This is a genomic window from Exiguobacterium sp. FSL W8-0210 (assembly GCF_038006045.1).
GTDB lineage: Bacteria > Bacillota > Bacilli > Exiguobacteriales > Exiguobacteriaceae > Exiguobacterium_A.
In genome coordinates this window covers 101,714-128,436 of record NZ_JBBOUK010000002.1, presented here as the reverse complement: position 1 = coordinate 128,436, position 26,723 = coordinate 101,714, and the positions used below count along the sequence as shown (strand labels likewise).

Here is a 26,723-nt window from a genome sequence, read left to right as displayed (position 1 = left end):
GTATCAAGGAAACGTCCTAGCAGAATCTCACGGGTGAAGACAGACGCGTCGAGCGTAGCATGACTCGGTAAGCCGTCAGATTCCCATTTCTGTAATTGCTCCGGTGTGAGGTGTTCGACTTTTTTCGTGAACGTAAGCCAAAGCGAAAAACGACCGACCGGATAGGCTGTGTCTTGCTCGGATTCGACGGACTCAATCTCAGCGAGACCGTCTTCTTCGATCGTCGGAACGTCCGCCTCTTCTTGCATCTGAGCAACATGCTGACTCAGTTGGGAGACGAGCGTATGCGACAGTTGAAAGGTGAAGCGATGATCGTCCGATTGGTTTGGCACTTCAAGGACCATCTCTTGCGATCGATCACGAATACGTAAGGACGTGATCGTCAGCAATGGATCGTTCAATTGACCGGATAGCGTATAGTCTGTCGGCGAAGATTGAATCTGTAACGACTCTTTTAATGCCGATCGTTTAAGTTTCTTTTGTTTCTTCGGAAGTACGGAATGTCCGAATTGGAGCACCCGGAGAACAGATTTAAACAGCATTGAAATGAGAAACCTCCTACAAAATAAGTACTAATGAAAACGTTATCCTTACATTGGATTTTATCATATTCACAGATCCAAGACTGCGCTTTAATGAATTTACAGTCTGTTTTTATCTACTCGTAATATGTTTCGTGAAAATCTTTACTATTCATTTACTATTTCTAGCTTTATATCATCTCTAATACTTAGTCCCTTTTTGAAAAAGCTGTACTGATATGAATATTATCATAAAATTGTTGCCGCGCTTGTTGGAGCGCTTGTTTAGCTGATTCGACTTGCGTGTAGTACGTTTCCAATGCTCCGTAATAGTTTTTACTGTACACATGCTGTAAGGAAAGCGGGAGAACGGGACAAAGAACGTTCTGCAACAACTTAGGTAATAAAATAGTCGTCGTATTAGTGGACAGTGCCCGATACAAATAATACTGACCGATAGGACTCTCTAAGTAGAACTTCAAAAAATATGGGGATAGATTGTTTCTATTTGGTCTGAAACCAATGAAATTTTGAGATAGAATCAGTGTCTGATCATGTGGAGGAACAACTGCAATTCTTGTTGGTAGCCCACGTGCATTAATAATTACATCGCCTTCTTGAAGGATATAGCGTTCGATGCTACGCTGATGAATTTCAATCGATTTTAACTCTTCTAGGTGCAAACGATCATCATATACATCCTTCAATTGAATCAAGCGGTAAGAGGTCATGTCTGGGGAGGTTTCGACTGCATTTTTAGAAGTCGTATTCAGTCCAGAGAAAACTTTTCCTAATTGATTCAGTGTTATGAAATCCTTGCTCTCTAGTTTTGTAAAATCAAGTTGATATTCATCCTTATCAATTTGAATAGACTCATTTTCTAGGTAAGTACTAGGAATCAGATTTCCTGATTGAATATCAGATTTTGGAACCAGTCGTGCAAAGGAGGTGTGTTTTTCTGGATGAATCGTAATCTCCATCATTTTATTTAAATCCTGTTCTAAATCCTCTGTCTTTGCATACGTAAGTGGAATCCAGTTCGTCGCGTCTATAAACTGAATTTTATCTTTTCGTGACGTATTCTTCTGTTTGTCAATCACTACAATACTAACGGGATCACTAAAGCCATGCATGATATAAGCAGGAAACGTGATAACCGTGTCAACGAGATCCATTTCGATTAACTGCTCCCGGATCAACCGTTCTTTCCCATCTCGATATAAAGCACCGTTCGATACTAATAAGACAGCCCGCCCAGTTGACTTGAGCGTAGCGACGGAATGCTGGATAAAGGCGAAGTCCAAATGTTTCCGAGGCAGTTCTCCATAAGGAAATCGGTCCCACTTATCTTGTGCTAAGATACTAGCTGTATACTCCATCATGCGCAAATTAGCTGGTGGTGTTGTAAGAATACGATCAAATTGCTGTAGCTGGTTTCGTTCTTGATAAGCCGGATGTAACAGGACATCACTTTGCTTGAACGTTATGGCAGATGTATGTGAAGTATAAAAAAAGAGACTAAGCTTTCCGATGGCCCAGATTTTCGAATGCGTTTCTTCACCATAAATCGAAACAGTGGAAAGTCCTTGATCTAAAACGGATCGTAAATTTCCGGCAAAACCTGCTGTCCCGTCGTATACTGTATCGCCTGGAAGGACTTGAAGTAACCGTGTCATTAAGCGACGTAAAAACAGTGGTGTACTATGATCTAATAAACTATTACCGGGTTGATGCACTTCATATTGAAATAAGGGTTCAACAATTGCCGGAAAATACGATAGAGACATTTGTGAGGTACGTTCTACGAGTTCGTTCAGTGTTTCTGGATTGAGAAGGTGCCAATCAATCTCTAACGCTGTATAGAGCTCTTCCGGTAAAGATGTTTCTAATCTCATTTGCTTAAAGACTTGCGTTAACATATCAGCTTGATCGAGCGCTACAACGTTTAATACTCTAGATAAATTTACTTTTGATTGAGGGTGTTGCAACGTATGGAATTGAATACTGAATAATGACAAGGTATAAGCGATAATATCCTCTGGCTCAAAATAGCGCCTCAATCGAGAGTGGAAAAACTCAATCTCTGTCAATAGCAGTTCTTCATGAGATCGTGGCATAGAATGTGACCTCCATTTCTAAACAAGTATTTGTTTTAATATAGTCTTACTAGAATATCAGAGTCTATTCATTATTCTCTGTTAGTGCGCCACTCCATTAACGCAGTAGAAGCGGCTTCCCAGCTTTTAAAGTGGACAAAGATGGAGGTAAGGGAGGGAGCACGTTTTCCTTTTGACCACAAAGTATAGGTATTACTGTTAAACTTCTCAGGCGATTTTTCGTATACTGTATTTAAGGCTGTTAGATACTCTTCGTGGGTAAATTGTTTTGTTGATATCAATCCATGATGTTGAACGGCTTGTTTCCAACTACCGTATTGATAATTGATTGTGCTAGGACTGATCATCTCAGGATGATGTTGACGAAGTTCTTTATACTCTCGAATCGAAATATACTTTCCCCTTTGTTCTTCGTAAAAAGAGAAACTTTGTTCGGCGGACCAAATAGAGCGAGTTCGGTTGGTATAAGGGCGTCTTGTTTGATTCGTTAAATTATCTTTCACTGGAAGATTCGCCGCCTGTAATAAAGCATCCCAAGAGCCAAATACTTGTTCAATTTGCGTTAATGAAGGAAATGAGAGTTGTGCTGCAATCTCCTTATATCGATTGGCATCCATGGGTTGTTGACGTAGTTGATATATTCCTTGAATGAGCTCAATTAAACGCTGTCGCTGATTACCAAAATCGTCCGACATAATGAATCGCTCCTTTCCCTAAGACTGATACTATTTTCTTTAAAGTACATGATGTGATACTAAAAGCCTCCTCAACACGAGGAGGCTTTTAGTTCTCAATCTAATTCATTTAATAATTTAATCCATTTTTCTGTGAAGACTTCATCCGAGAAACGGGGAACAGATTGAAGGGCTAGTTCGCCCATCCGTCTCCGTAAGTCTGGATAGTTCATTAACTGGATTGCAGCCGTTGCGAACGCTTTTGTATCGCCAGGAGGAATAATATATCCGGTCTTTCCGTTCTCAATAATTTCACTTGGTCCATAACAAATATCATATGAAATGACAGGAACACCGTATCCCATACTCTCAAGGATTGCCATACCAAAGCCTTCTGACCGAGACGTAAAGATTGTCGCGACTGCACCGCGATAAGCTTCTTGAATATTTGTAACGAATCCTTTGAAATGGACATGCTTTGTTAAAGAGAGCTCCTTGATTAAGGCATGCAAATCTTTTTCGAGTTGATCGCTGTAACCAAATCCATAAAAATCAAGATAAGCATTCGGATTATGATCAACGATGTGCCGCAACACACGAATACTCTCCGCGACGTCTTTCTTCACTTGAATGCGAGAGACAACGATAAAGCGATTTGGATTTGGATCAGGTAGAACAGAGTAATCCGTTTCTGGTATCATTCCAACTCCGTGAGCAATGGCATGGAATGTGTCTGCATGACCAAATGCATCAGTCATATGTTGTTGCTGGCGACTCGTTGCAGTGATGACTTTATCCCATTCATCGATTCTTCCGAAAAGCGTATCCCAAACACCACTCACAGCAGCCGTTTCGTTGAATGGTGGAACGAAATGATTACTATGCCCGAAAGCGATTTTTTTGATATTTGGATGCTTAATATCAAGGATAGTAGCATCTAAATTTTTCTTTGGCAAGTTGGGTAATCGATCCCGATATTCTGAAGAAATGAGGACAGACTCATGAGCGGATAAGATTTTGTTCAATACAAAAGTATTAAATTGAGCAGGATCGTTAAATTGTTTCTCTTGACCCGCTTCAAAATAGAATAGATGGCTCCAGTCCGTTGAATTAATTTTATGCCAAATCGTTAGATAACAAGTCCCGTTACTATGGAAAAACGATCGAGATACGGGCTTATTTGATGTAATTGAATAATGAATGGTTTGTGCCAATTGTCCATTTTCTAAATATTCCTCACGTCGTAAACGATGTCGGTTATCAGAAAAATAGTCGATAAATGATAACTGATCATTTTTATCAAATCGTGCATATCGAATATAAGATCCGTTATCAAAGATGCGATAAGAATCCTTTTCGACACGACTACTATCTAGAAACAACGTATAACGTTTTTCCCATCGTGAAAGCAAAGCTGTTTTTGAGGAGACCGTTGATCCTTTTTCCGGACTTCGATTCGCCAAAAAATTGATCACGTTGACGACGTTAATTCGTGGATCGATGAGTTTGGCTTCTACCATTTCTTGTTGAATGGTCTCCAAAGCAGGTTGAATTCCAAGTGTGACGAAAGTAATATTTCTTTCAGGTTCTGCTTGAATAATAGCATTCGCTCTCTTAATGACAGCTTTTGATAAACCGCCTCGCTGAGGCGCTAAGGTATTGAGGGTGAAAAAAAGATCACGTTTCATGATGTTTCTCCTTTGTAACGCTTACATTTTTTTAGTTAATTGGATGAAAGTCCGCTTCAGGTATTAGTAATTGTAGACTGTTTATGTTCAGATATCAGTACTGCCTCTAACTCGTCTATATAAAGAGAAGTACCGAGTTTAGGAAATAACACAATATTTAATATATCATATTCAAATCTATAGATATGACTTAATGACAAAAAGCATGCGGAAATTCCGCATGCTTTTTGGTTAGACGAAAAAATAAACATATTTTTGCTTTCTATAGCTTATTCATTTAATCGATCTGATTATTTTCAAGTACAAAATGATAATACATTTCCATCCTTACAACACTTCCGAGACGGTTAATTTAGGAGTATTAAACTCTATCTCAAAAAATACTTAAGTAGGTAAGACAAGCAATTTAACGCGAAACTCGTTGTGTTTCTCATAAGGTATTATAAAGTTTGTCTACTGTAGATGCGAAAAATCAATCAAAAAAACTCTCGAATGAAACAAGAGTCTTTAATATCATAGCGATAAATTTATATGAAGTGATTCCTCATTAAATTTCAATAGAGTCTACAATACCCTCTGGATACTCCCATAACTCTCCTTCGAGCATCCATTGATGATGACAATTTGGACAAGCTACCTCAGATGAAAAATCGTAATGCGTTTCCAGTCCCAATCTACGTTCTTCATAAGAAATACTATGTAAATCTTGAATAAGAATTTCTTCTTTAAACTTTTCTCGACAACGAGGACATTTAAATTTCGTATAATGACTAATCGCTTTCTCCACTATAACCAACTCCTACAAAGAGAATAAGTATAGTATAATGGTAACGCTTACAAAAATAAATGGTCATAATCAAAATAGTAAAGATACATTCAAAATTCTTAACGGTTCTTAAGTAGATTTAAAGTATTGTTCCATGATCCAAACCGCGCAATCAAAGTTGTGAGTGAAGGGTGTTCCGGATGCTCTTTTAGCCAGTTCACATACATGGTGCTACTGATATGAAAAGCTGTAGTATTCATGTCAAGAATAGCTTTTTCAACTGCTAGCAAACAATCATCATTTGTGAAAGAACGAGTCGAATTATAGCCGTGCATTTGTAAAGCATTTTTCCAAGTACCGTAGTGATAAAGTATTGAATTTATACTTAGCATCTTAGGGTTTTGTTTTCGTACTTTAGTGTAATCTTTAATGGTGAATCGATTTCCAAACGTATTTGAACAGAGCCTCAAGCTGTCCTCTACGTTAAAGTTTTTAAGTCTTTGCTTTTTAATAGTAGTATTATCGAGATTTGGTAATGACATTAAACTGTCTGATGTCACAATACCTGCTTCAAGTAACAGATTACTCCAAGAACCAAATAGAGAATTAATTTGAGATAGCGTGGGATAAGGTAGATTACTAGCAAGCTTGTCATAGTGAGACGCTTTCATTATGCCATTATGAATAAGGTGCAATCCTTTTACTAGTTCGATGATTTGCTCTTTATTTGCAATGCTTGTATTAGATACTTTTTGATAATTATTCAAAAAATCAACTCCTGATGTTTTTATGAACTTTTTCGTTAATACAGAATTAAAAGACTATTGATTACAATTCTATCAACTTTTAAATACTGAAAGAAGTAATTTTATGTATTTCACTTTAAAAAAATTATCTTAATATGGGAAAATTTCTAACTGTTATATGTATAATTAACTTATATTCGTTCAATAAAATCTTGTGGTTTTTATAAGCTACTATTTAATAATGCTGAAGGATAAGGAAGTGTTAAAATGTTTTACGGATTTAGCACGTTTCTGATTTTTCTTATCCCTGTGTTTTTGCTTATAATTTGTCTGTTGGCGGATCGGAAACCTAAATAAAAGTACACTGAAAATATATACTCTATTTGGGAAAGAGGGTTTGTTTATGCCTCATACTCACAAGCAAGGCAAAAATAGCAATATTATAATGAGAGTCATGAACGGAGAATTAATAAAGTTTTCAATTATACTCGCAATACTAACCATTTTGTATTTTATTTTCACTACTTAACTCTTACTAAGTAGTGTTTCTAATTCCAAAGTATAAACTGACATATGTAAAGCGAAAGCTCAGCCAAATTATTTTGGCTGAGCTTTTTTATTAAGCAAATTGTAATCATTTAATATTGAAGCTGGATTACTAATGACAAATTTTTTTATAAAATAACTCTAAATTAATATAAAAGTTATGATTCATAAAATAAAATGCTTAAATTTAACTTTTCATATGAAATAATTATTGAGATTAGATTGTTCTTTTTGTAAAGTAAAGGAGTGTCTAAATCAATATATAACAAAAGGTGGATTAAAATGTTAAAAAACAAAAAAATTCTTTCCGCTGCATTAGTAGCAAGTCTCTCATTAAGCGCAATTCCTGTATTTGCGCAGTCCGGTTATTTTAATACATATACAGTGTACGAACCAATGAATAGTTCAAGCTATAATACTTCTATGCAAGGGATGACTGTTGATCGTTACAACAACAACATCTTTACAGCCAAGTTCAATGCTACAAGCGAAACGACGCAACTGTTTTTAACTAAATTGAGTAGTACAGAAAGTAATCGAACAACGAAGTTGCTGAAAAATTCAACAACCGGATCGACGAGCTCTGACTTAGGGCACGCGAATGACTTAGCAGTTGTAGCAGATGCAGGAGATACTACAGTAGATTTGTACGTAGCACCGATGGAAGATGGTATTAAGTATGCAAACAAAATCGTTAAACTTGCCGTGAATACATCAACAGGAACATACAATGTGAATAAAAGTTATGTTTTAAACTATGGTGGTGAAAATTTATCAATTAGTGGTATTACCTATTCAGTCGGCTATAAAAAGTTTATTGTCAAGTCTGGGAAGCGCTTCTTTATTGGAACATTCAATGATGCTACAGGAAAGTTTGATTATGAGGCAACATTTAAATTAAATCATACTCGTGCTGTGATTGATGGTAGCACAGTAGATACTACAGACTATATTCAGCAAGGGATTTCATATTATGAAGGCAATTTGTATGTTCCTATGGCAAAGCCAGATGCAAATGGAAACGCCTCAAATGTAAGTGTCGTCACTACTTATTCATTAAATCTTTCTGAAACAATAGACGAGCAAAAAAACACAACAACAGAACCGTTCTCAAAAGTATTGTATACAAATAATGATTTGTCTTTCCGAGTCACGAGTAGTGCGTACAGTCTTTTTGAAATAGAAGCTGTTGATTTCGATAATGGAACAATGTATTTCAATACTAACCGTAGTGATGGGACTCAGCAGGATATGATTGCTACGTTCAATGATTACAATACATCTAAATGATGAGTCTATATGATGTAGATATGAATAAAAGAAATTACTAAAGAACTCCTATAAAAGTTGGTTTTCGCTACCAACTTCTATAGGGTTTTTTTATAACTAAATTAACCAAAATACATTAAAGGTATAAGAAAAACGCGTGACGCGCCTAAGTGCAGCGAACAAACTCTCTGTCTATCAACCTATACTAGCAAAAGAGTTGAAAAAAGAGATGATGCATGCTTTACAAGAGGATTCAACAAATGATTAAGGAACCTGTTGTAACCGCTAGAATTTAGTTGACGGTTTTTGCTCGATGACGCTTTACACTTTTGCTCAATTTATTTAGAACTCTAGTAAAATAGTGATTGTCATTATTTGATCTGGAGGGAAAAACGTTGGAGGAAAAGTTAATGCTACATATCAAAATCCATCAGTTATATCAAAAAAAATTTAAGATTGCTCAAATTGCAAAAGAACTTAAAATCTCAAGACCTACGGTCTATAAGTATTTGAACATGACTTTCGAAGAAGTGAAAAGTCATTCAGAAGAGTTATCGCAATCGAGGGTCAAAAAGTTGGATCCGTACAAAGACTGGATAGTAGCCTGGTTAGAGGAGTTCCCACACCTCAGCAGCGCTCAAATCCATGATTGGTTACTGGAAAGATATCCGGAACTTCTAGTCGGTGGAAGCACCGTCAGGACGTATGTCAGAGAAATACGCGAAGTAAATCAAATCGATAAAAAACGGAAGGTACGCCAATACGAGGCGATTCCTGAACAACCGATGGGAAAACAACTCCAAGTTGACTGGGGAGAAACGAAGCAAAGAACGAAGAGTAACAAAGAAATCAAGTTATACTTCATCGCTTTCGTGCTCGCTCACTCTCGCATGAAGTATATGGAGTGGCAGAACAGACCATTCACGACACGAGACGCTATACGTTGTCATGAGAATGCCTTCCAGTTTTACGGCGGACGGACAACCGAAATTGTCTACGATCAAGATCATCTGATTGCGGTCAGTGAAAATGCAGGTGAACTCCTATTGACCTCTGAATTCCAACAATATGTGCAGCAAAGAAAATTCAACGTCCATTTGTGCAGGCGTGCGGACCCAGAATCTAAAGGAATGATCGAGAACGTCGTCAAGTATATCAAAGGAAACTTTGCGGATAGCCGTGTGTATTCGAACATCGAAGATTGGAATCGACGGGCGTCGCAGTGGCTAGCACGGACAGGAAATCATAATGTCCATCAGACAACGAAAAAAAGACCAGCTGAAGTGTTCTCCTTCGAAAAACAACACTTACAACCGGTCCATTCGTTACTCTCATATGAAAGTACCCATGTGTCGAGTATAGCAAGGAACGTTAGCAAGGACAATACGATTCGATACCGTTCCAATCGTTATTCAGTCCCTCTCGGGACCTATTCTTCCTATGCGGCCAACACCGTCTTTATCGAGTTGACTGACGCTAACCGACTGCTCATCCGGACACAGCCGGAAGGGAAAGTGATTGCGGATCATCCCGTCAGTTCAGAAAGAGGGAAATTGATTCAGAGCCGTCATCATCTAAGGGATCGTTCACATGGCATCGACGAGCTTAAACAACATCTGACCGGCCACTTTACGGATGAGGAAAAAGCCACGCATTACTTGGAAGAACTCTGCAAAAAATTTCCGCGCTACAAGCGTGAGCAGTTAGCGATCATCGAAAATGTCATCCATGACTATGGTCCGCAATTGGACCAGTCACTCGAGAAATGTACACAGGAGAAGCTATACAGCGCGAATGACTTTCGAGACGTCGCACGTTACCTGAGTTCGAATACGAGTCCGATCGCGGAATCACGTGTCCATTCCATCGGAAAACATGTTTCTGATATCCAAGTGAACACACGTCCGTTAAGTACGTATGTCAGTATCTTGAGAGGAGACGTGTGATGAATCAGACCGTGACAGACTTACAACAGCAGTTCAGACAGTTGAGATTGGCGGAGACCGCCGATGCGCTTCCACAGATTTTACGAGAAGCTGAGAAATCATCTTGGACGTATCTAGAGTTTCTCGAAGCCATCACACGTCATGAACGGGAGAAACGAGAAGCGAAGAGCTTAGAAAGACGTATGAAATGGGCTCGCTTCCCTTTTTTGAAGCCATTATCAGAATTTAAAATTGATGAACAAACGGCCCTGACGGGCCGACAATTGAAGCAGTTGATCGAATTGAGTTGGCTCGAGCAGCATTATAACTTAATCCTACTCGGTCCGCCTGGCGTCGGCAAAACGTTTTTAGCAGTCGGCTTGGGATTAGAAGCTGTCCAACGTGGATACAGAGTATTTTTCGTTACGATGGGTGAGTTGATTCACTTATTGAAATCGGAGGAGTTTTCTAATAAGTCTAAAGTTCAACTAAAGCGTTTGAGAGAATCCGATCTCGTCATCGTTGACGATTTGATGTATATGGCGATGGATCAGAGAGAAGCTAATCTATTCTTCCATCTTATCAATCATCTGTATGAACGAAGCTCAATTATTCTAACCTCGAATAAAAGTCCGGATCAATGGGGCGAACTAATTGGTGATCAAGGAATCACAACTGCAATATTAGACCGTCTCTTACATCGTGTCGAAGTGATTCATAGCGATGACGACAGTCATCGCATGAGAAATCGTAAGAATTTATTTTCAACAGAAGTGTAAATATCAATCGAGCAGAAAACGTCAATTTCTACTTGACGTCGACACCTGTATTCATTGATGCAAACATCATCATCCATACAACAAGTTTTCGGCAAGTTGCTGTTTTTGATTGGTTGAATCGTTTGTATCGACGTATCCTTATTCATGTTGAAGTATTAGAAGAACTAAAAATTTCTTCAGTGAGAGAAAAAGTTGATGTACTGATAGCGTAAGGTAGATGGACTCTATTTAATCCGGAAGGCGACGTATCGGTTGAAACTGATACACTATATGATTTCTATTTGTATACTTGCAAGAAGTGCGAATAGCATTTGAACAACTCGACAAAAAAGAAAATACGAGAAGGGTGTCCACTCAAACACACAAGCAATCTAGGAGAGGTTCATAGCCTTGTTTTAGCTCGCCTATTTAGCGCTGACTTGATTTGTAGTGATGATGAGAATATCCTGAAGTGATTACAGATGCTGATCTACATGTCATTAACTACGACGAAGAAGAAGTATTGATCCGTCAACATACATTGAATGATTTTTGCACGAATTTACAAAGACACTATATCGTGAAGCGGAATGTGGTTTGAAAGTTTTTCAAGTCTATTCGTCCTCGGACATGAACCATTTTTATGAACACATAGATAGAATATGAAGCGAGAGGCAATCAAAGGAAAAGATGTATACGTTTCGATGTCGAAATGGGTACGTCTTTTCTTTGGTTTTTTATATAAATACTGTGAAGAAGTGTACATGGATAAAGAGAGGCATTCCAAGACAGACAGTTAAAACGATATCTATTGCAATAAAAAAGTTAAATAAATAGATATCAACAATGTATACATAACAATCTTTTAAAAGCAAAGTGAACGCTCATACGCTTACTCGTGTGTGTAATGCAGAATAGGAGTGCAGACTTGTGCGACGGAAACGTACACAGTTCTGCACTCCTTTTGCGAAAAAAGAAAAGGACTTGCCAGCACCCACAACTTCATCCTAACGTTTAAGTTGCGAAACAAGAACGTTAAGGAGATGAAAGGAATGCTAACAATGTCCGAAATCAATTGTATCAAATTTTTAAGGAACCATAAATCCTATTCCATCAATAAAATCGCGAAAGATCTTAACCTGAACTGGCGAACTGCTAAAAAATATGCCGATGAGTCTTTTCTACCAAAAGAAAGTTCTTCTTCCAAGCGAGGCATGATGTATGGCACCCGTTGGGGCGAGATGATTGAGGACTGGCTACAGGAAGATGCGATGATGAAAAAGAAACAACGGCGAACCAATAAAAAACTATATGAGACCTTATGTACATATGGATTTGAAGGGTCCTACCGGACCGTCTGTCAATTTATAAAAGAATGGCGACTAGGTCGCGATGTAGAAAACGATAGTCGATTCGAACGATTGGCCCACCCTCCCGGAGAAGCACAAGTAGATTTTGGTGTCATGGAAGTCGTGAAGGATAGTCATGCGGTCGATGTGCATTGCTTGATCCTATCCATGCCATATAGCAATCGAACAGCTGCGGTTGCATTACCAGCAGAGAACCAGGAATGTTTCCTGACCGGATTGAAGAGACTGTTCGAAGAAATCGGAGGCGTGCCGCAACAATTACGAATCGACAATCTCCCGGCAGCTGTCGCTAAAGTACGGACAACAAAAGAAGAAGCCGTTTATACGGATGCCTTTCAGCAATTCGTGGCGCACTATGGTTTCCAGGTTCAAAGCTGTAATCCGTACAGTGGGAATGAGAAAGGAAGCGTCGAAAACAAGGTCGGCTATGTCCGTTACAACTTCCTAGTTCCTTCTCCTATCATGAATGACTTCGAGTCGTTGAATCGGCGCCTCGCATCATCCCTCAGGGATGACATGGAACGTATCCATTACGAAAAGAAAGTACGGATCAAAGATCTCGTTGTGGAAGAGCAGAAGCACCTCCTTCGACTGCCGGAAGAAGATTTTCCAGTGTTTAGAGAGGAACTCTTGAAGGTGAACAAATATGGAGAAGTGACCATCGATCAAACAAAGATTCTCGTTCCATCGGGTTCCCGACATGGACAAGTGAGAGCAATCCTAAAATGGGACGATATGAAAATCATTTCTCGTCATGGAGAAATCCTGTACGAAGAAAAACGACCTTATATGATGACGAAACGGGCGTTACCTTGGGAAAGCATTCTCAACGAATGGTACAAAAAGCCACGTAGTTATGGTCATTCACGTCACGCGGAGTACCTCCCTGGACGAATTCGAGAGTATCTGAACATCCAAAATCTGATGATACGTAAAGAAAGACTGGGATGGCTACGGTCTAGATTAGTCCTGCATTCAATCACTGAAATCGATGAACGATTGTATGAGCTACTGAGCCAAAGCGATGCCTATTCTGACATCGAAGAGCACCCCTACGATGTCGACTGGAGCAAGTATGACAGTTTGAATCGACCGTGGCAGAGTGAGGTGCAGTCGTGAATCTAAAAGAGATGTGCAAATCCCTTCGGCTCGCTTACGTCGCTGAAATTTACGAAACGATTCCGATGGAATCGTCCGAGACGTTTCTCCTGACACTTTTTGAAATGGAGATGAGGCTTCGTGAAGAAGCGAAGGCAGAGCGACTTATAAAAAAAGCAAAGTTCATCAATAACAAATCGCTCGAAGACTATCGTTGGCATGACAACATTTACTTTCCCCGTCATCTCAAGAAAGAAGAATTAATGTCGCTCTCTTTCATCGATCATCAACAAAACGTGGTGCTCACAGGTGCCCCTGGCACTGGGAAGACACATCTTGCGATTGGTTTAGGACGGGAAGCCTGTCGTAAAGGAAAGGAGGTGCGGTTTTTTCGTGTTTCGGAGCTCGTAGAGCAACTCACCAAAGCATGGCGTGATGGAAAGCTGAGTAGCTTCCACGCACGTCTCGATTCTGCGGACCTGATCGTCTTAGATGAAATGGGCTATCTTCCATTATCCAAAGAGTCAGCAGAGCTCCTTTTCCATCTCATAACAGACTGGTACGAAAAGAAAAGCATCATCATCACTTCAAATCTAGAATTCAGTCAATGGAATCGTGTTTTCGCAGATCCAAGATTGACGTCAGCACTCGTCGATCGCGTGATCCATCATGCGCACATTTTAACCTTCACGGGTGACAGTTATCGTGTCACTCACGCATTATCAAGAAATTGAATGCCTGGCAAAGTTCTGTACTTTTTTCTGCAATTCACTGCACAAACCTATTGCAAAATACACTCGTGCAAGAGCATTCCATTTTGCTTTATCCATAACAATGGAATGACAATATCAAATTTCCAGAATCAAGTAAGGATATTCTTCATTGAGATGATGGTAATCAAGCGGTAATCACCGATGGAACAGCAGCACGAGGTGACACTAGTTCATCTAGACATCATGAAGCATTTGGAGAAAATTTGTCTTCTTGAGACATGATTGAATCATCACTTCGTCAAAAGTAATTTTTTTTAATTGTTTGCGGTATGTTGCTTTTAAGTCAGGAAGGAATTGCAGGTCGATTTCGTCCTCGATGCGCTCGAGGACGGCGTCTCGCACGAGAGCGGAAGTAGTCATGTTCTTTGCTTTCATACATTCTTTAATGAGGTATATTTCCTTATTCTAGCTGAATAGCAATCATGTTCATCAGCTCCATTATCATTCATTAGAGTACTAGCGCTCATCACTTGTTACGCCTTCCGTTGCATCATCTTGGAGGAGATCTTCTTCGAGATGAAACGGTCGACTGACTGTGCTTGTTCGTGAACGATCATTAATATAGGTCACCGAACTCGATTTCGACGACAACGTTCGTCTGACTATCATCAGACAGGTCTTCACCATCAATCGTAATCTTTTTATATCCCGTGAAAGAATTCTTCACAGTCTTCGTTTTTGATTCCGTTGAGGGATCAGAATCAGTTTTTGGCGTGATTTTACTAGCGCCAGCTATTTTTTCTGGTTGGTGATCGGAGTCATTCTTCTTATCAGTCTTTTACGTAAAAGCGTCATCCTGTTTGTATCGCTTTTTCTATCGAATCTTGTGCACCCCACCATACATAGGACGGCGAGGAAACACGTTGTGTAAGTGATATTAATATTGGTCTTCTTTTTTTCATTCAGTATACCGAAATCTTTAAACATAAGAAAACCCTTAAAAAGGGTTTTCTGCGAGTTCCTACCACTCTGTTTTCAGTTCAATTAAAGGTATTTAGCATGGTGTTTTGAATTGAATAAGCATGAAGTTCTCTGTTTTTTATTAAAGATTAGTATGTTTTATGAGAATGGTAATGCAATTAATGTAATGATTAAAGTAATAATCATAAAAGTAAGATTAATCAAGAGATTAATTGTAAGCCCAATTTTTTGTTTTATAGTTGTTTTAAACATTGCTACTAAAGAAAGCAAAACAAAAAATGCGCTTAGAAAGATTGAAAACATAACAGGGTTTATTGAAAAATTGTCTAAAAAGAATGAATGAAAATCCTTGTTGAAAAATGAGTTGTAGATAAAGAAAAATACCAAGATTGTTGCTAAATATAAAGTAAAAATACTTTTTTTCATTTCTGTCCTCCTCTTACAAATATTTAAAAATAGATATACTCCTTTTGTAAAAAACAGTATTTCTATTAATAATTTTATCCTATAGCATATACCAATGAAAGGGGAGCTTAAATTGAAAAAAAGTATTTTAATATCGTCTTTAGCTTTGTTAGCTATTACAGTAAGTTCGTATTCAAGTGTTAAAGCTGAAGAAGCAGAATCTGCTGAAGGAACGGTAAGTGCTTACGGTGTAGTAAATCCGGGAGGGAACGTGACTTCTTCATTTTCATCGATCATGTTAAAAAATGCTGCAAGAGCTTATCAATATAAGATTGCAGATATAACTTTTCCTGTTGGAACGGGTCGTTTTTTTGCTAGCAAAGTAAAGAGTAGAGGACCATGGGATTACAAGCATGCTTATGGAGCGACCGAAAGATACGTTTTCGGTGGTCGCACAATGAAAGGCGAAGATTTAGGGAATATGCATTATGGTTATGTAGGGAAATTTGCAGGCTTTACTACTACTCAATTGAAAACTGCTGCAGGTGCTGTACAAATCTTTAGTGAAACTGCCAAAATTAAATGGTACAAATCATATTTTGATGATCCTAATGATCAGACAAGTATAATTAGAGGAATCAATTACTATAATAACAAAAACTTACCTACAAAATCCTCAAGTTCAAACATGCAAGTTCAAGCATTCATGGTTAAGGGAGATGACTCTAATTCGATGAAGCTTGCATCCCTTAATAATATTGAAGAAAATAGTGGGACATCAGAGGGGTCTGCATTTCCAAACGGAATGACTGAAAGTCAATTTTTAGGTCAGCTATCGTTAAAGGAGAGAACAAGTATCATAAAAGAAGCGAAAGAGACGGCTGAAGAAATTCTAGATGACCCGTCTTACGATTCTGAATTAGAAGATCTCGGGATAAAAAATTAATAATTATGCCCGAAGGAAAAGAGAGAAAACCAATTAGGTATTCTCTCTTTATGCTTAAAATCAGAATTCAATTAAGCGAAGATAGAATAGATTTTTTTAAATAGATATACTTTGTCAATTTAGTAAGTCAGGAGCGATGTCGCAATTCTTGGAAAAGTGAAGTCGGGATGTTCATTTGTTCGAGTAAACTTGATTGATGTTGAGGGAAACGAATCAGATAGTCTACCATTTCTTTAGTGATGGATTGAGTGAATCGCTCCGTGATGGTACGATCGCGAAGCTGTGTTAGCGCGATAATAAAGCTCAAAATATCGCTTTGACCATAACGATGTTTTTGGTACGCGGAGCGAGATAGATTGAACGCAGCATGTGTAGGACCAAATGTCAGTTTTTTCTTGACGCGATGATTATACACGCGTCCTCCATGTGCTGCCCAGTTGCGATAGGCGACGAGTATATCAAATATCTCTGCAAAACTTTGTTTCGTCTGTTCCGTGATCAGCTCCGGATTCAAACCGGTTGCACGCGCAATGATTTTCGTCTTCGAAGAAGGTAGCATGAGCTTGAATAGATATTGCAGGTTGCCGAAGCTCAGTCCTTTAACGAGAATCCAAGGTGGAAGATCGCGGTAGTTCTCGCGATAGTATTTCATCGGTTGATGTGATGATTGATACACTTCATCAAAAAATTGAAGCAACAACTCCCGTTCATAGTATCCTTTAAAGCGCCCATGCATAATTTTTTTCCCTTGATTATAGTTGTGTTTTTGCTGGTATGTATCTCTTTTATGTCCATGTTCTTCGGCTAAAACATAGGCGATGACGGAGCGTAGGAGGTTCTCAGCACTCAATGTAGCAGCTAACATCTCGAAACGCAAAGCATTATCAAATTCGTAGAGGTAATAGAGTTCGGAAAACGTCGTGCCGGACAGGAACTGCTCTTCTTTTTGATCCACTTCGATAAAAAGATCTTTATACCCATTGATGATTTCATAATAGCTCGTCCGAATGAGTGACTCTTCTGCAAAAACGGGATCATCGATGATGAGACCACGTTGTTGTAGTAGTTTCAATTGATCAGTAATTGAGGTAAAAACCTTCTCGGCTTTCGGCATAGTTCGGCTCCTTGAAGTGACAGAGTATATTTCAGTTAAAGTAGGGTTGATATGATAAACGGTCCCTCACCAAAAGGTAAGAGACCGTTGTTGGCTGGATCATCCAGCCTGCTCATTTATTAACTTAAGTATAGGATACGATAGACAGCGTGTCAAATCCTTCAAAAGACTAGGTTGATGCATCAATTTGTTTCATGGCACTCGTGCTTACTTCAGTTTAATCACTTTTCATCAAAACTCATATATTTATTCTTCGGTATATCGCGAGAACAATATAAAGAATATAGACAAAAGAAAAGTTTTATACAGTCCTGTCGCTGTATTCTTGTGTATTGCAAACTCCCGTGTAAAGCATGGTGTCTTTTAAAGCCATAATGTCCTTTATTACTATTCATCAACGAATACGCATGTAAAGCGTATGAAATAAAGAGAAGTTCCAAAGCGTTACGCTCTCCTGAGTTTAGAGTTTCCTTGATTTTCTTATGTGCTTTTTTTATATCATCTTTATCTTTTTTTTCTAGTGACTTGATATGTTTGTTAGGTGAAATCTTTACCTCTCCATCAATACTTGTGTACCAATGTGAAACGAACGAATCGATTACAGGATATAAAGTTATAAAACTTATAGCATAATCTTCTCTTAAATAAGCATTATATGATTGTTTTAATAGAATCGTCGTGTCTCCGAAACAAGAATTATCTGATATCAATTCAGCAACCTTTTCATCATAGTGTATTTCCATTCATTTTATAATCCACTTTGAATTTAAGACATCTGGTATTTCAGGTAGTGTCATGTCATCGAGCATATTTATATTCAGAAAGAGATTATGTTTTGCTGCTATCTCGGCTTGCTTACCGAGATAGCCATAAGAATCAATAAAAGTCTGTTCAAGAAGTTCTAAGTCTATTTGATCAAGAAACTTTTGTATAATTCTAGTAGCTTCACGTATTTGATGTAGTTGAATCTCAGCAATCTTTGAGAGGGAATCTTGCACTTCTTTAATGTTAGAGCGAAACTTGTTTGATAATTCTTTATTAATCATACTTTCTTCATCTCCTAGACTATAGATTCCCTAGTTTCTTTGCCAATACCGATGATAGACAAATATAAAACCTAGGCAATTGTAGATGGTATTAAATCTTTGAATTACATAATATATTGAAAATTACAAATCAATTTGCATAAAAGTATAGTCTTTAGCGATATTATATAAGATCATACGTTCTTATTGTAGTGCTCATTTCTTTCGTATTCAATCTACTTCTCGACACCTCATCAATTTCATTGTTCCGGGGAGATAAAAAAGGCAGCGACGAGTACCTCGTCACTGCTTCAGTATGTTTCAGCTATTCGATTGGACTAAAGATTCATTCTCCGACCATGCCATCATGGTCGTTGTCCCGCATATATTGGTACAGCCAGTGCTTCTCCGTGATTGGCATCGCGAAGCCGGCATCCTTCGCCTCCTGGATCGTCACTTGACCATTCCCATCGGTATCGATGCGCGAGACATCCTTGGTCGCTGTACCAGAAGCTGATTTCGCTACCGGTTCTTGTTTCGTATTCTTCTTCGTCAGACCGAGTGCCGCATTCGTCTCGTCCGGATTGCCGTTCTTGAACCGGTCGACGACGGTGTTTCCACGGACCGTATAGGTATACTGATACGCGGATGGAATCATCGTAGACGCATCCGGATAGGTGATCTGCGCTTCGAAGTTTGTCGCACCACCCGCCTTGCGGATGACGTCCTCCATGTACGCCTGATCACCATGACGGTTCAAAGTACTATCCTGTGGAGTGATGTTGTAGGCGTTCGAGACGCCACCGGTATAGGATATTCTTTTAAGAGATAAAACCTTTTATCTGTTGATACACCTCAATTTGAGCGATGAACAAAACTAAATGATGAACAAAACTTAAAATTCCTACACTTTTATCGTAGGGTTAGTGTAAGAAAGATGCGTATTTACAACCTTAATGAATCCAAGAAATACTATTTAAGCAAGATTTCTAGGATTTTCGTTTGCGTCCAAACTTTTATTTGGGAACGTTATTTTGAATGATTTTGCATACTTTATAAATCTTTAATGAACTAAGGTATCTTGAATTTTGAGGCGCTTCTTCAACAATGGCGCTTCTTATATGTAATAAGGACGCTGGTTCATATGTCAGAATAGCGCCCTTTAACAGAATCATTTTCTAAGAAACAATACAAACTTAGATTCTGGAACATCCCTATCAAAATAAATTCAAGGTAAATTTATTTTGACAAAAAACCGTCCGGACGGTATAATAATCTCATGGAATAACAAAAGGAGGGTAATCATGTCAGCAAAAGGACAGGACAAAAGAGCGCATCTGCTAAATGCTGCAATAGAACTCTTAGGTTCAAACGATTTTGATACTTTGACATTAGAAGCAGTCGCAAAGCAAGCCAATGTTAGCAAAGGTGGTTTATTGTATCATTTCCCCTCAAAAGAAGCATTATATGCTGGAATAACTGAACTAATTTTTCAAGACTTTGTATACCGATTTAATGAATTAGCTGAGAATGATCCTATAGAAAAAGGAAAATGGACTCGCGCCTTAATACATGCATACACTGATGATTTAAACAATTCTCAAGTTCTAAATATAGCATCTCATTCTTTTTCGAAATTGAACCATACTGTTACAGAAAACATCCTCGTCCACTTCGAGTATATTCAATCAAAAATTGATGAGGATGGTATTGACTCTGTACTAGCAACAACAATTCGGCTTACCCTCGATGGTCTTTATTATTCCGAGTTCTTTAAGTTGGGACAAATCAATTTTGACTTACGAGAAAAAATCATCGAAAAATTAATTGAATCTACAACCTAGGAGGATATCACATGAATCCATATGTATTATTAATTGGCTCAATCTTATTTGAAGTATTCGGAAGTTCTATGATGAAGGCATCAAATGGCTTTAAGAAATTAGTCCCTACAGTTGGTTTAGTAATAGGTATGGGGAGTGCTTTTTACCTTCTCTCCAAAGCATTAGAACACATTCCGTTAGGAACTGCTTATGCAATATGGTCTGGTGCAGGAACTGCTCTTACTGCGATTGTTGGTATTCTTGTTTGGAAAGAAAAGTTTAATCTAAAAATATTACTTGGCTTACTAATCATTATAGCTGGTGTTGTGGTACTTAAATTGTCTCATTAAAGGAAGGTTGATGGATTATGAAAGGGTATGTTGCATTAGGAATTGCGATTATTGGTGAAATATTCGGAACATCTATGTTGAAATTATCTGAAGGATTTACGAATATATACCCCACAATTGGAGTAGCAATTGGCTTCTTCATAGCGTTCTATACATTATCATTGTCTTTAAAAACTTTGCCTTTAAGTTTAGCTTACGCAATCTGGTCAGGTGTAGGAACAGCTCTGACAGCTTTAATAGGTGTTTTGGTGTGGAATGAACCATTTAACATTCTTACATTTATTGGTTTAGTTATGATTATCGGTGGAGTAATTATACTTAATCAAAGATCTGCTGACACGAAAACAAGCACTTCTCATTAATTAAATGGTATGAGCTCCTTATTGGTATGAGAACATCTTACTTCTTAGAGGGGCAGCATCAGGATTATACGGATTTACAATGATAAAGCAGGAAACCTTGTACAATAAGGTTTAATCTATTGAGATATAATCGAAATTACGTCAAATAAAGCTATTTAGTGTTTTGTATGACTTGTCTCAAAATTCTTATCGTTGTATATGCTTTATTTTTATCAACACAAACAGCTTAACGTTGTAAATACGCATTTACGGGAAGCTACCCCAAAATAGACATCATTCATTCAAATATTACAAAGTTCCTCCTGAATCTGTTACAAATCAGGAGGTTTTTTTATAATAAACCTTTTCGGGAAATCAAGACTAAAATGAAGAAATTATAGAATAAAAAAGGCTTCCTACTATGTTTATATGAACACAAAGTAGAAAGCCAGTTTATGTTGTTCGACAATTGCGCCATTCGCTTTGAGTTCTACTCAAGTTAGAACAACAATAGTTGTAATGTGAAGTTATTAAATCATATGTAGTTAATTGATAAGCGATTACCTTTGTACGGCAATAGCGCTTTGATTGTTGAATAACGAAAACGTCCCCGAAGCGAGCTTGAAGTGAACCCTAAAAGTACTTTATTTTATGACTTTTGATAGACTTTTGTTTATTTGAATAAATCCTCAAATTCATCGTCAATTTCTTTAAATTTCTTTTCCACATCTATGACATTTTCCTTCAAATCAAAATTTTTCCGACTTAGAAGAGTAGTGCTATGTAATGTCATCGATTCGTATTTTTCTTGATAGAATGCAGCCTGCTTTTTCAGGGCATCGATTTCCTCTTTTAAAGAGGCTATTTCTTTCTCCTTAATATTTAGGCTATTTTCTAATTCCGTTGTCTTTAACACTTGTTCAAAAGTAGTTTGATATGCGTCAAGGACTTGTTGAACCCTTGTGATTAGTAGGTTTTTATTTTTATAATTAGAATTTACTAAATCCTCAGCCGAAGGAATTTTTACATTCTCTTTCATTAAACCTACGATTGCTATAGGGGTTTTGTTAAGCTTTTCAATGTCTTCTCGAATCTGTTTATTATTTCTCCATACGTACCGAGGAAACTTTGTTTCGCGCCCTAAATCTGCGAGAGTAATTAATTTCCCACTTTTTTTGTTTGCGTATTCGAATAAAACGGATCTTAGTTCCTCATATGAATATTTTTGCGGTCTGCCACCCTTAGACTTTTCTGTTGTCATCTTGTACCTCCATTTTTTTGGCTAGATGCGCCTCTAACATTGCTTTTCTATTTAATAAAATTGCGAGATTTGCGCTGTTTCGTTCAAGGTCTTTAGAGTTTTTTTCGTTATTATCGAATTCTGACTCCTTTTTCCTATAAGCTGATCGGTAATACTTTTTGATGAAATTTAATTTGATTTGTATTTCATCTTGAATTTTTGTAATTTTGTTTGCCAATTCAGATTGTTCTAGAGTGGTCAAATTAGATAAATCTATATGAATCTTATTACAAAAGATACAATCATCTTCGAAACATTCGTACGGAAAGTTTTTTGATTGGCAGTAACCATAATCTATTTTCTTTTCTTTAGAGTAGTCAGAATTCCAATAAGAGAGTATCTGCTTTTGACGAAATGTAAAATGATCGAATCCTGAAGTATTTAGGTTTGTCATACTTCGCTGGATATCCTTAGCTAGTAAATTAGAATAAGACCTTTGAAAATCATCAATATGAGATGCATATGCGGATTGAGTTTCAATCTTAGTATGACCTGCCATTTGGGCGATTGTTAATTCACTGAATCCTTGCATCATCATTGAACAAATAGCGAAATGGCGTGTATCCATTAGACTAAGGCGAGTAATGGTTTTGTGTGGATTTTCTAAATCTAATTCGTCTCTTGAATTTACAACATTAATGCCCATACCGTCTTGTATCACTTCATTGAAAAATGAAACCAATAGCTTTGACATTAAATCGGTTGTTCGATGGTCGTTATATTTTTTTGTTACTCCTTTATTTATGAAGCTGCTATACTTAGGCTTTGTTAAATGTTCATAATGGTGAGAAAGATGGAACAGATATTCTTCGTTCTCACTATTAGTTTCCTTTTTATAATCTTCAATAATTTCGAATATTTCCTTGTTTATCTGAATTTCCTTAGGTATGGAGACGTGATGCTTTCCTTTTTCTTTTTTGGAAGGCGATAGCTTTCTTTTCCCTTTGGTAAGGTAATATTTTTCTTCTTTCGCATCATACCGTATATCGTTATTTTTTATTTTAACGAGTTCTATTGGGCGAATAGGGAGGATTGTCGATACTTTCCACCAAATAAAAATTGGGTAATATTTCGAACGCATATTATTTGTTGCTTTGTTCATGAAATCGTTAATTAAAAAATCAAAACGGACAAATTCTTCATAAGTAGGTATCTCTCTGACTATATCCCAATCAGCGCCCTGTATGGATTCAAATAAAGGGATATAATCAGCTGCGTCGTTTATAGGATTAAAGTACAAGAATCCTAAGTTATAGTTTCTGTATGTACTTAAATTAATTTTTAATGACTCCTTTTCTAACTTCCATTCCTCGAATTCCACTAGTTTTCGTTTGTCATAACAACTTGTTAATTTAATGATGTTTAAAATGTTGCCAAACCCCTCAAAAATGCTATCCGGGGATATATTTCGATCATATAGTTGTACTATTACGTAGCATTTTAAAGATAAATAAAGCTCTTTATCATATTCTATTTCAGTAAAATCAAGACTCCTATAATATTCGCGTCCCATTACGTTCCATTGATGGTCAAGAAATTCGGAAGGGGATTTAATAATCCCATCGTCTTGTAAAAGCTCGAATTTTTCTTGATACTGAATTAACTCATCTTCGTTGTACTTGAGATACTTTTTTTCTGCAACTGAGTTGGAAGTCTTTTCGTAAATAAGTAATCCTTTATCTCCATTTCCTACTTTTAAATTTTTTACAGCCATCAATTATTCGCCTCGTTTATAGTTAAAAATTTTGTGACATTTAATTCTCTAATATTTACTTGCAACAAGTCTAAATCTATGAAACTGCGAATATAATTCGTATCAAATTGATCATACATTCTTTTGAAATCCATTAGGATATACAAAAGCGATTTAATCATGTGTGTATATTTGATACGTGTGATACGTTCGTCTTGATTTGTTTTTTTTAATCGTTCAATCAAAGAAAATATTTTCACATTCACAATATCTAAAATATAATTTGTATCGATGCGATTTTTGCAACCGAGACATGGCATTTCTAGATTATATTCAACCTCTTTTTTAAACGGACAATTTTCTAATCCTACGAGACATTGTGAATGGTCTAGCAATGAAGGGGAGCGTAATCTGGAAATCTCCTTTAGTTTGTCTTTTAACTCTTGTTTTGGAATTTTCATGAGGTCTTTTAATAATGCAATTGATTGCTCGTGCCTAGTGACAGCGAATTTTGATAATTCGTTTATCATTACAGGTGAATATTCTTTATTGATATTTGTTATGGCTGCTGTCATTTCTCCTAAGCTCATCGGTTCATTTTCATTTATGGCGTCTATCATAACTTTTACTTGCCATCCAAAAATCCCTCTATCGAAGGCGTGACGAGCCATTTCTTCAACATCTACATCAGTATTTCGCGTAACTAGATATACCTGAGTGATAGAGTTAGGCATTGAAATATTATGAGTATGAGAACGAGAAAAACCACTTAGCCAATAAGCCAATGCACCTTTACCGTTTTTTACCGCTGTTTCCCAACCGTAAGTCATTAACGATTTGTTACTCATTTTACTTTTGAATTTTGGCAAATCTTCTCCAAAGAAATCTTTAATATTGTTGTCGCTTATATTTTCAACTAAAAATTTGCTATTTGCGTTTTCATTTTTACGGTGTAGTTCACTAAGAATGAAGGCTAATGCTGTAGGCATTTCAAAAATAAAAGGGACAACGTATACGGATTTTTGTTTGTTCTTTCTTGATAAATATTCTTGCATACTTCTACTGACTGTTTTTAATATATTTTGAGCATCTTCTAATTTAAATGTGTGTTCATTGAACCATTCAAAGTCATCAATGCCCACTATATCAAGTGATATCGATTTAAATGAAATCATATCTGAGCGTCTCCATGCCAATGAAAAATGTAACAAGCAGAATAGCCATGTATTAGCATACTCTCTGTTTTCAACTGCATTTTCGAAATGTTTGTCCACATCTAAAACATGAAGGATTAATAATTTCCACTCTTCTTTGGTATACGCTTCATCACCAACCCCATTTAAGGTCTTTTTAAAAACATAATCGCCACTAAAAGCACAATCAACTTTCTCTTTGCAATAGTCAAGAAATTGGATAACTCTACGAGTTTGATTTTTAGGAAGTGATTCGAAAAGTTGTTTTAATTCTAAATCTGAATATTCCATTAATTCTTTAGTTAGTTGAGTTGCTAAAACCTCTAAAACACGTAAATAATGAAGCGTGAGTTTTTTGAGTGGCTGTGTGCTTTTCTCTATTTTTTTTCTAGACCATCTATTATATAAATCCACTGTAAGGTTTATATTGGCTTTGTTCTTAAAGTATGTAATACTGTCTTCAAAAAATTGATGATAGTTAGTTTCTACACTATGGATATAATGATTATGCTTAATTTGTATTGCAGCATAACTATTTATAAGTTCATCAGCACTTTCTCTTTTGATGTAAAAATCTTTTTTATTATTTGGAAGAAGAATATAGTCGTCAGAATTAAAAGATTTCCTTATAACATGCAAAGATGTGTTCATCTCCAATGCTAATTGCTCAATTGGGATCAGTCCACGTCTCTTATACTCATCTAAGTAAGCAAGATGCGTTCTAACACCCCTATCTTTCGCTGTAAATGATTTTATATGTTTCTTACTCCATAACATTTGCATCACTTCTAAAGGCATATTTAAATATATAGAAGCCTCTTCGACATAGACTAATCCTTTTTTGTAGTCCTCCCAATCTTCAATTTTAATTTGGTAGCTTTGAGCTTCTTTATATACAAGTTTTGATAAAAATGGGTCATTGAATATAAAGTCAACTAAAATATGTCTATCTGTTGATACATTTAATTCTTCTTTAATTAATTGGACTAGGCTAACTGCGCTTGTTTTACTGTTTAAAAATATTTCAACTTCTTTTTTTGAAAAGTATAGAAATCCTTCAAAAAGCCAGACATCCTCGAATACTCCTGTCTCTTGTAAAATCTTTAGTGTTTTGTCTGATACATTTAGCATACTTTTAACTTCGGCTTTTTTGTAATAATCATTTGAAAGTTTAGCTTGCAAGCATAGTTGCTGCTCAACATAGTTTGCATGAATCAAATATTTGATTTGTCCGCCAGAAGAAAGTTCCACTTTCAAAAATGAATCGGGTATTAACCCTGTTCGTGCAAGTTTTCGTAAATTCGAATCACTTCTATTGATTAATTTAGCTACTTCTTCGGGTTTATACCATACTGTCACCT

At 37.0% G+C, this 26,723-nt stretch carries 22 protein-coding genes and 2 pseudogenes; 9 read left to right on the top strand and 15 right to left on the bottom strand.

Annotated elements, in window-relative coordinates; genetic code table 11:
* The 6 genes and pseudogenes from MKY22_RS16720 to MKY22_RS16695 form a co-directional block, all read right to left on the bottom strand.
* A pseudogene (locus MKY22_RS16720) lies at positions 1-542 on the bottom strand (CDP-glycerol glycerophosphotransferase family protein); the annotation flags it as partial.
* A 188-nt stretch (positions 543-730) separates the two neighbouring features.
* The gene (locus MKY22_RS16715) at positions 731-2,638 is read right to left on the bottom strand and encodes an N-6 DNA methylase (RefSeq protein ID WP_341090442.1); all 1,908 of its coding nucleotides are present in this window, start codon (positions 2,636-2,638) and stop codon (positions 731-733) included.
* A 71-nt stretch (positions 2,639-2,709) separates the two neighbouring features.
* A complete protein-coding gene (locus MKY22_RS16710; protein ID WP_341090440.1) occupies positions 2,710-3,333 on the bottom strand; it encodes a hypothetical protein in 624 nt (207 codons plus the stop codon).
* Positions 3,334-3,428: 95 nt separating this feature from the next.
* Entirely contained in the window at positions 3,429-5,000 is a 1,572-nt protein-coding gene (locus MKY22_RS16705) for a glycosyltransferase (RefSeq protein ID WP_341090437.1), read from the bottom strand.
* Between the two features lie 547 nt (positions 5,001-5,547).
* Positions 5,548-5,787 (bottom strand): hypothetical protein, encoded by a 240-nt coding sequence (locus tag MKY22_RS16700; RefSeq protein ID WP_341090434.1) that lies wholly within the window; start codon positions 5,785-5,787, stop codon positions 5,548-5,550.
* 98 nt (positions 5,788-5,885) lie between these two features.
* Entirely contained in the window at positions 5,886-6,533 is a 648-nt protein-coding gene (locus MKY22_RS16695; RefSeq protein ID WP_341090432.1) for a hypothetical protein, read from the bottom strand.
* An 807-nt stretch (positions 6,534-7,340) separates the two neighbouring features.
* On the opposite strand from MKY22_RS16695, the gene MKY22_RS16690 reads away from it, so the two are divergent.
* From MKY22_RS16690 to istB (MKY22_RS16670), 5 genes are all read left to right on the top strand, one after another.
* Entirely contained in the window at positions 7,341-8,348 is a 1,008-nt protein-coding gene (locus MKY22_RS16690) for a hypothetical protein (RefSeq protein ID WP_341090429.1), read from the top strand.
* A gap of 389 nt (positions 8,349-8,737) precedes the next feature.
* Positions 8,738-10,273, top strand: coding sequence for an IS21 family transposase (gene istA / locus MKY22_RS16685; protein WP_341090426.1), 1,536 nt, complete (start codon positions 8,738-8,740; stop codon positions 10,271-10,273).
* The gene (istB, locus tag MKY22_RS16680; protein ID WP_341085887.1) at positions 10,273-11,031 is read left to right on the top strand and encodes an IS21-like element helper ATPase IstB; all 759 of its coding nucleotides are present in this window, start codon (positions 10,273-10,275) and stop codon (positions 11,029-11,031) included. Before istA (MKY22_RS16685) ends, istB (MKY22_RS16680) begins: the two co-directional genes overlap by 1 nt.
* 1,031 nt (positions 11,032-12,062) lie before the next feature.
* A complete protein-coding gene (istA, locus tag MKY22_RS16675; protein WP_341090422.1) occupies positions 12,063-13,499 on the top strand; it encodes an IS21 family transposase in 1,437 nt (478 codons plus the stop codon).
* A gap of 11 nt (positions 13,500-13,510) precedes the next feature.
* Entirely contained in the window at positions 13,511-14,212 is a 702-nt protein-coding gene (gene istB / locus MKY22_RS16670) for an IS21-like element helper ATPase IstB (protein WP_341088992.1), read from the top strand.
* Positions 14,213-14,425: 213 nt separating this feature from the next.
* On the opposite strand, the gene MKY22_RS16665 is transcribed toward istB (MKY22_RS16670), so the two are convergent.
* Both MKY22_RS16665 and MKY22_RS16660 read right to left on the bottom strand, forming a co-directional pair.
* Entirely contained in the window at positions 14,426-14,626 is a 201-nt protein-coding gene (locus MKY22_RS16665; protein ID WP_341090418.1) for a DUF6290 family protein, read from the bottom strand.
* Between the two features lie 684 nt (positions 14,627-15,310).
* A complete protein-coding gene (locus tag MKY22_RS16660; RefSeq protein WP_047392391.1) occupies positions 15,311-15,598 on the bottom strand; it encodes a hypothetical protein in 288 nt (95 codons plus the stop codon).
* A gap of 112 nt (positions 15,599-15,710) precedes the next feature.
* Between MKY22_RS16660 and MKY22_RS16655 the strand changes: the two genes are divergently transcribed.
* The gene (locus tag MKY22_RS16655) at positions 15,711-16,523 is read left to right on the top strand and encodes a polymorphic toxin type 44 domain-containing protein (RefSeq protein ID WP_341090413.1); all 813 of its coding nucleotides are present in this window, start codon (positions 15,711-15,713) and stop codon (positions 16,521-16,523) included.
* Positions 16,524-16,650: 127 nt separating this feature from the next.
* Here MKY22_RS16655 and MKY22_RS16650 read toward each other — a convergent pair whose 3' ends face one another.
* The 4 genes and pseudogenes from MKY22_RS16650 to MKY22_RS16635 form a co-directional block, all read right to left on the bottom strand.
* Positions 16,651-17,637: an Abi family protein gene (locus tag MKY22_RS16650; RefSeq protein WP_341090410.1), complete on the bottom strand. Its 987-nt coding sequence runs from the start codon at positions 17,635-17,637 to the stop codon at positions 16,651-16,653.
* Positions 17,638-17,858: 221 nt separating this feature from the next.
* Complete coding sequence (locus MKY22_RS16645) at positions 17,859-18,380, bottom strand: hypothetical protein (protein WP_341090407.1); 522 nt, start codon at positions 18,378-18,380, stop codon at positions 17,859-17,861.
* The gene (locus tag MKY22_RS16640; RefSeq protein ID WP_341090404.1) at positions 18,381-18,683 is read right to left on the bottom strand and encodes a hypothetical protein; all 303 of its coding nucleotides are present in this window, start codon (positions 18,681-18,683) and stop codon (positions 18,381-18,383) included.
* A 325-nt stretch (positions 18,684-19,008) separates the two neighbouring features.
* Positions 19,009-19,467: pseudogene (locus MKY22_RS16635) on the bottom strand (DNA/RNA non-specific endonuclease); the annotation flags it as partial.
* A gap of 499 nt (positions 19,468-19,966) precedes the next feature.
* Between MKY22_RS16635 and bcrA the strand changes: the two are divergent.
* The 3 genes from bcrA to bcrC are packed head-to-tail and all read left to right on the top strand — an operon-like array spanning position 19,967 to position 21,197.
* The gene (gene bcrA, locus MKY22_RS16630) at positions 19,967-20,506 is read left to right on the top strand and encodes an efflux transporter transcriptional regulator BcrA (RefSeq protein ID WP_255178790.1); all 540 of its coding nucleotides are present in this window, start codon (positions 19,967-19,969) and stop codon (positions 20,504-20,506) included.
* Positions 20,507-20,517: 11 nt separating this feature from the next.
* Positions 20,518-20,835 (top strand): quaternary ammonium compound efflux SMR transporter BcrB, encoded by a 318-nt coding sequence (gene bcrB / locus MKY22_RS16625; RefSeq protein ID WP_255178789.1) that lies wholly within the window; start codon positions 20,518-20,520, stop codon positions 20,833-20,835.
* A 17-nt stretch (positions 20,836-20,852) separates the two neighbouring features.
* The gene (gene bcrC / locus MKY22_RS16620) at positions 20,853-21,197 is read left to right on the top strand and encodes a quaternary ammonium compound efflux SMR transporter BcrC (protein ID WP_341086184.1); all 345 of its coding nucleotides are present in this window, start codon (positions 20,853-20,855) and stop codon (positions 21,195-21,197) included.
* 652 nt (positions 21,198-21,849) lie between these two features.
* On the opposite strand, the gene MKY22_RS16615 is transcribed toward bcrC, so the two are convergent.
* The 3 genes from MKY22_RS16615 to MKY22_RS16605 are packed head-to-tail and all read right to left on the bottom strand — an operon-like array spanning position 21,850 to position 26,721.
* Positions 21,850-22,437, bottom strand: a complete 588-nt coding sequence (locus MKY22_RS16615) for a hypothetical protein (RefSeq protein WP_255178788.1) — start codon at positions 22,435-22,437, stop codon at positions 21,850-21,852.
* The gene (locus MKY22_RS16610) at positions 22,418-24,193 is read right to left on the bottom strand and encodes a hypothetical protein (protein ID WP_341086185.1); all 1,776 of its coding nucleotides are present in this window, start codon (positions 24,191-24,193) and stop codon (positions 22,418-22,420) included. The genes MKY22_RS16615 and MKY22_RS16610 overlap by 20 nt, the downstream gene beginning before the upstream one ends.
* Positions 24,190-26,721, bottom strand: coding sequence for a hypothetical protein (locus MKY22_RS16605; protein WP_341086187.1), 2,532 nt, complete (start codon positions 26,719-26,721; stop codon positions 24,190-24,192). Before MKY22_RS16605 ends, MKY22_RS16610 begins: the two co-directional genes overlap by 4 nt.
* Positions 26,722-26,723: the final 2 nt, after the last annotated feature.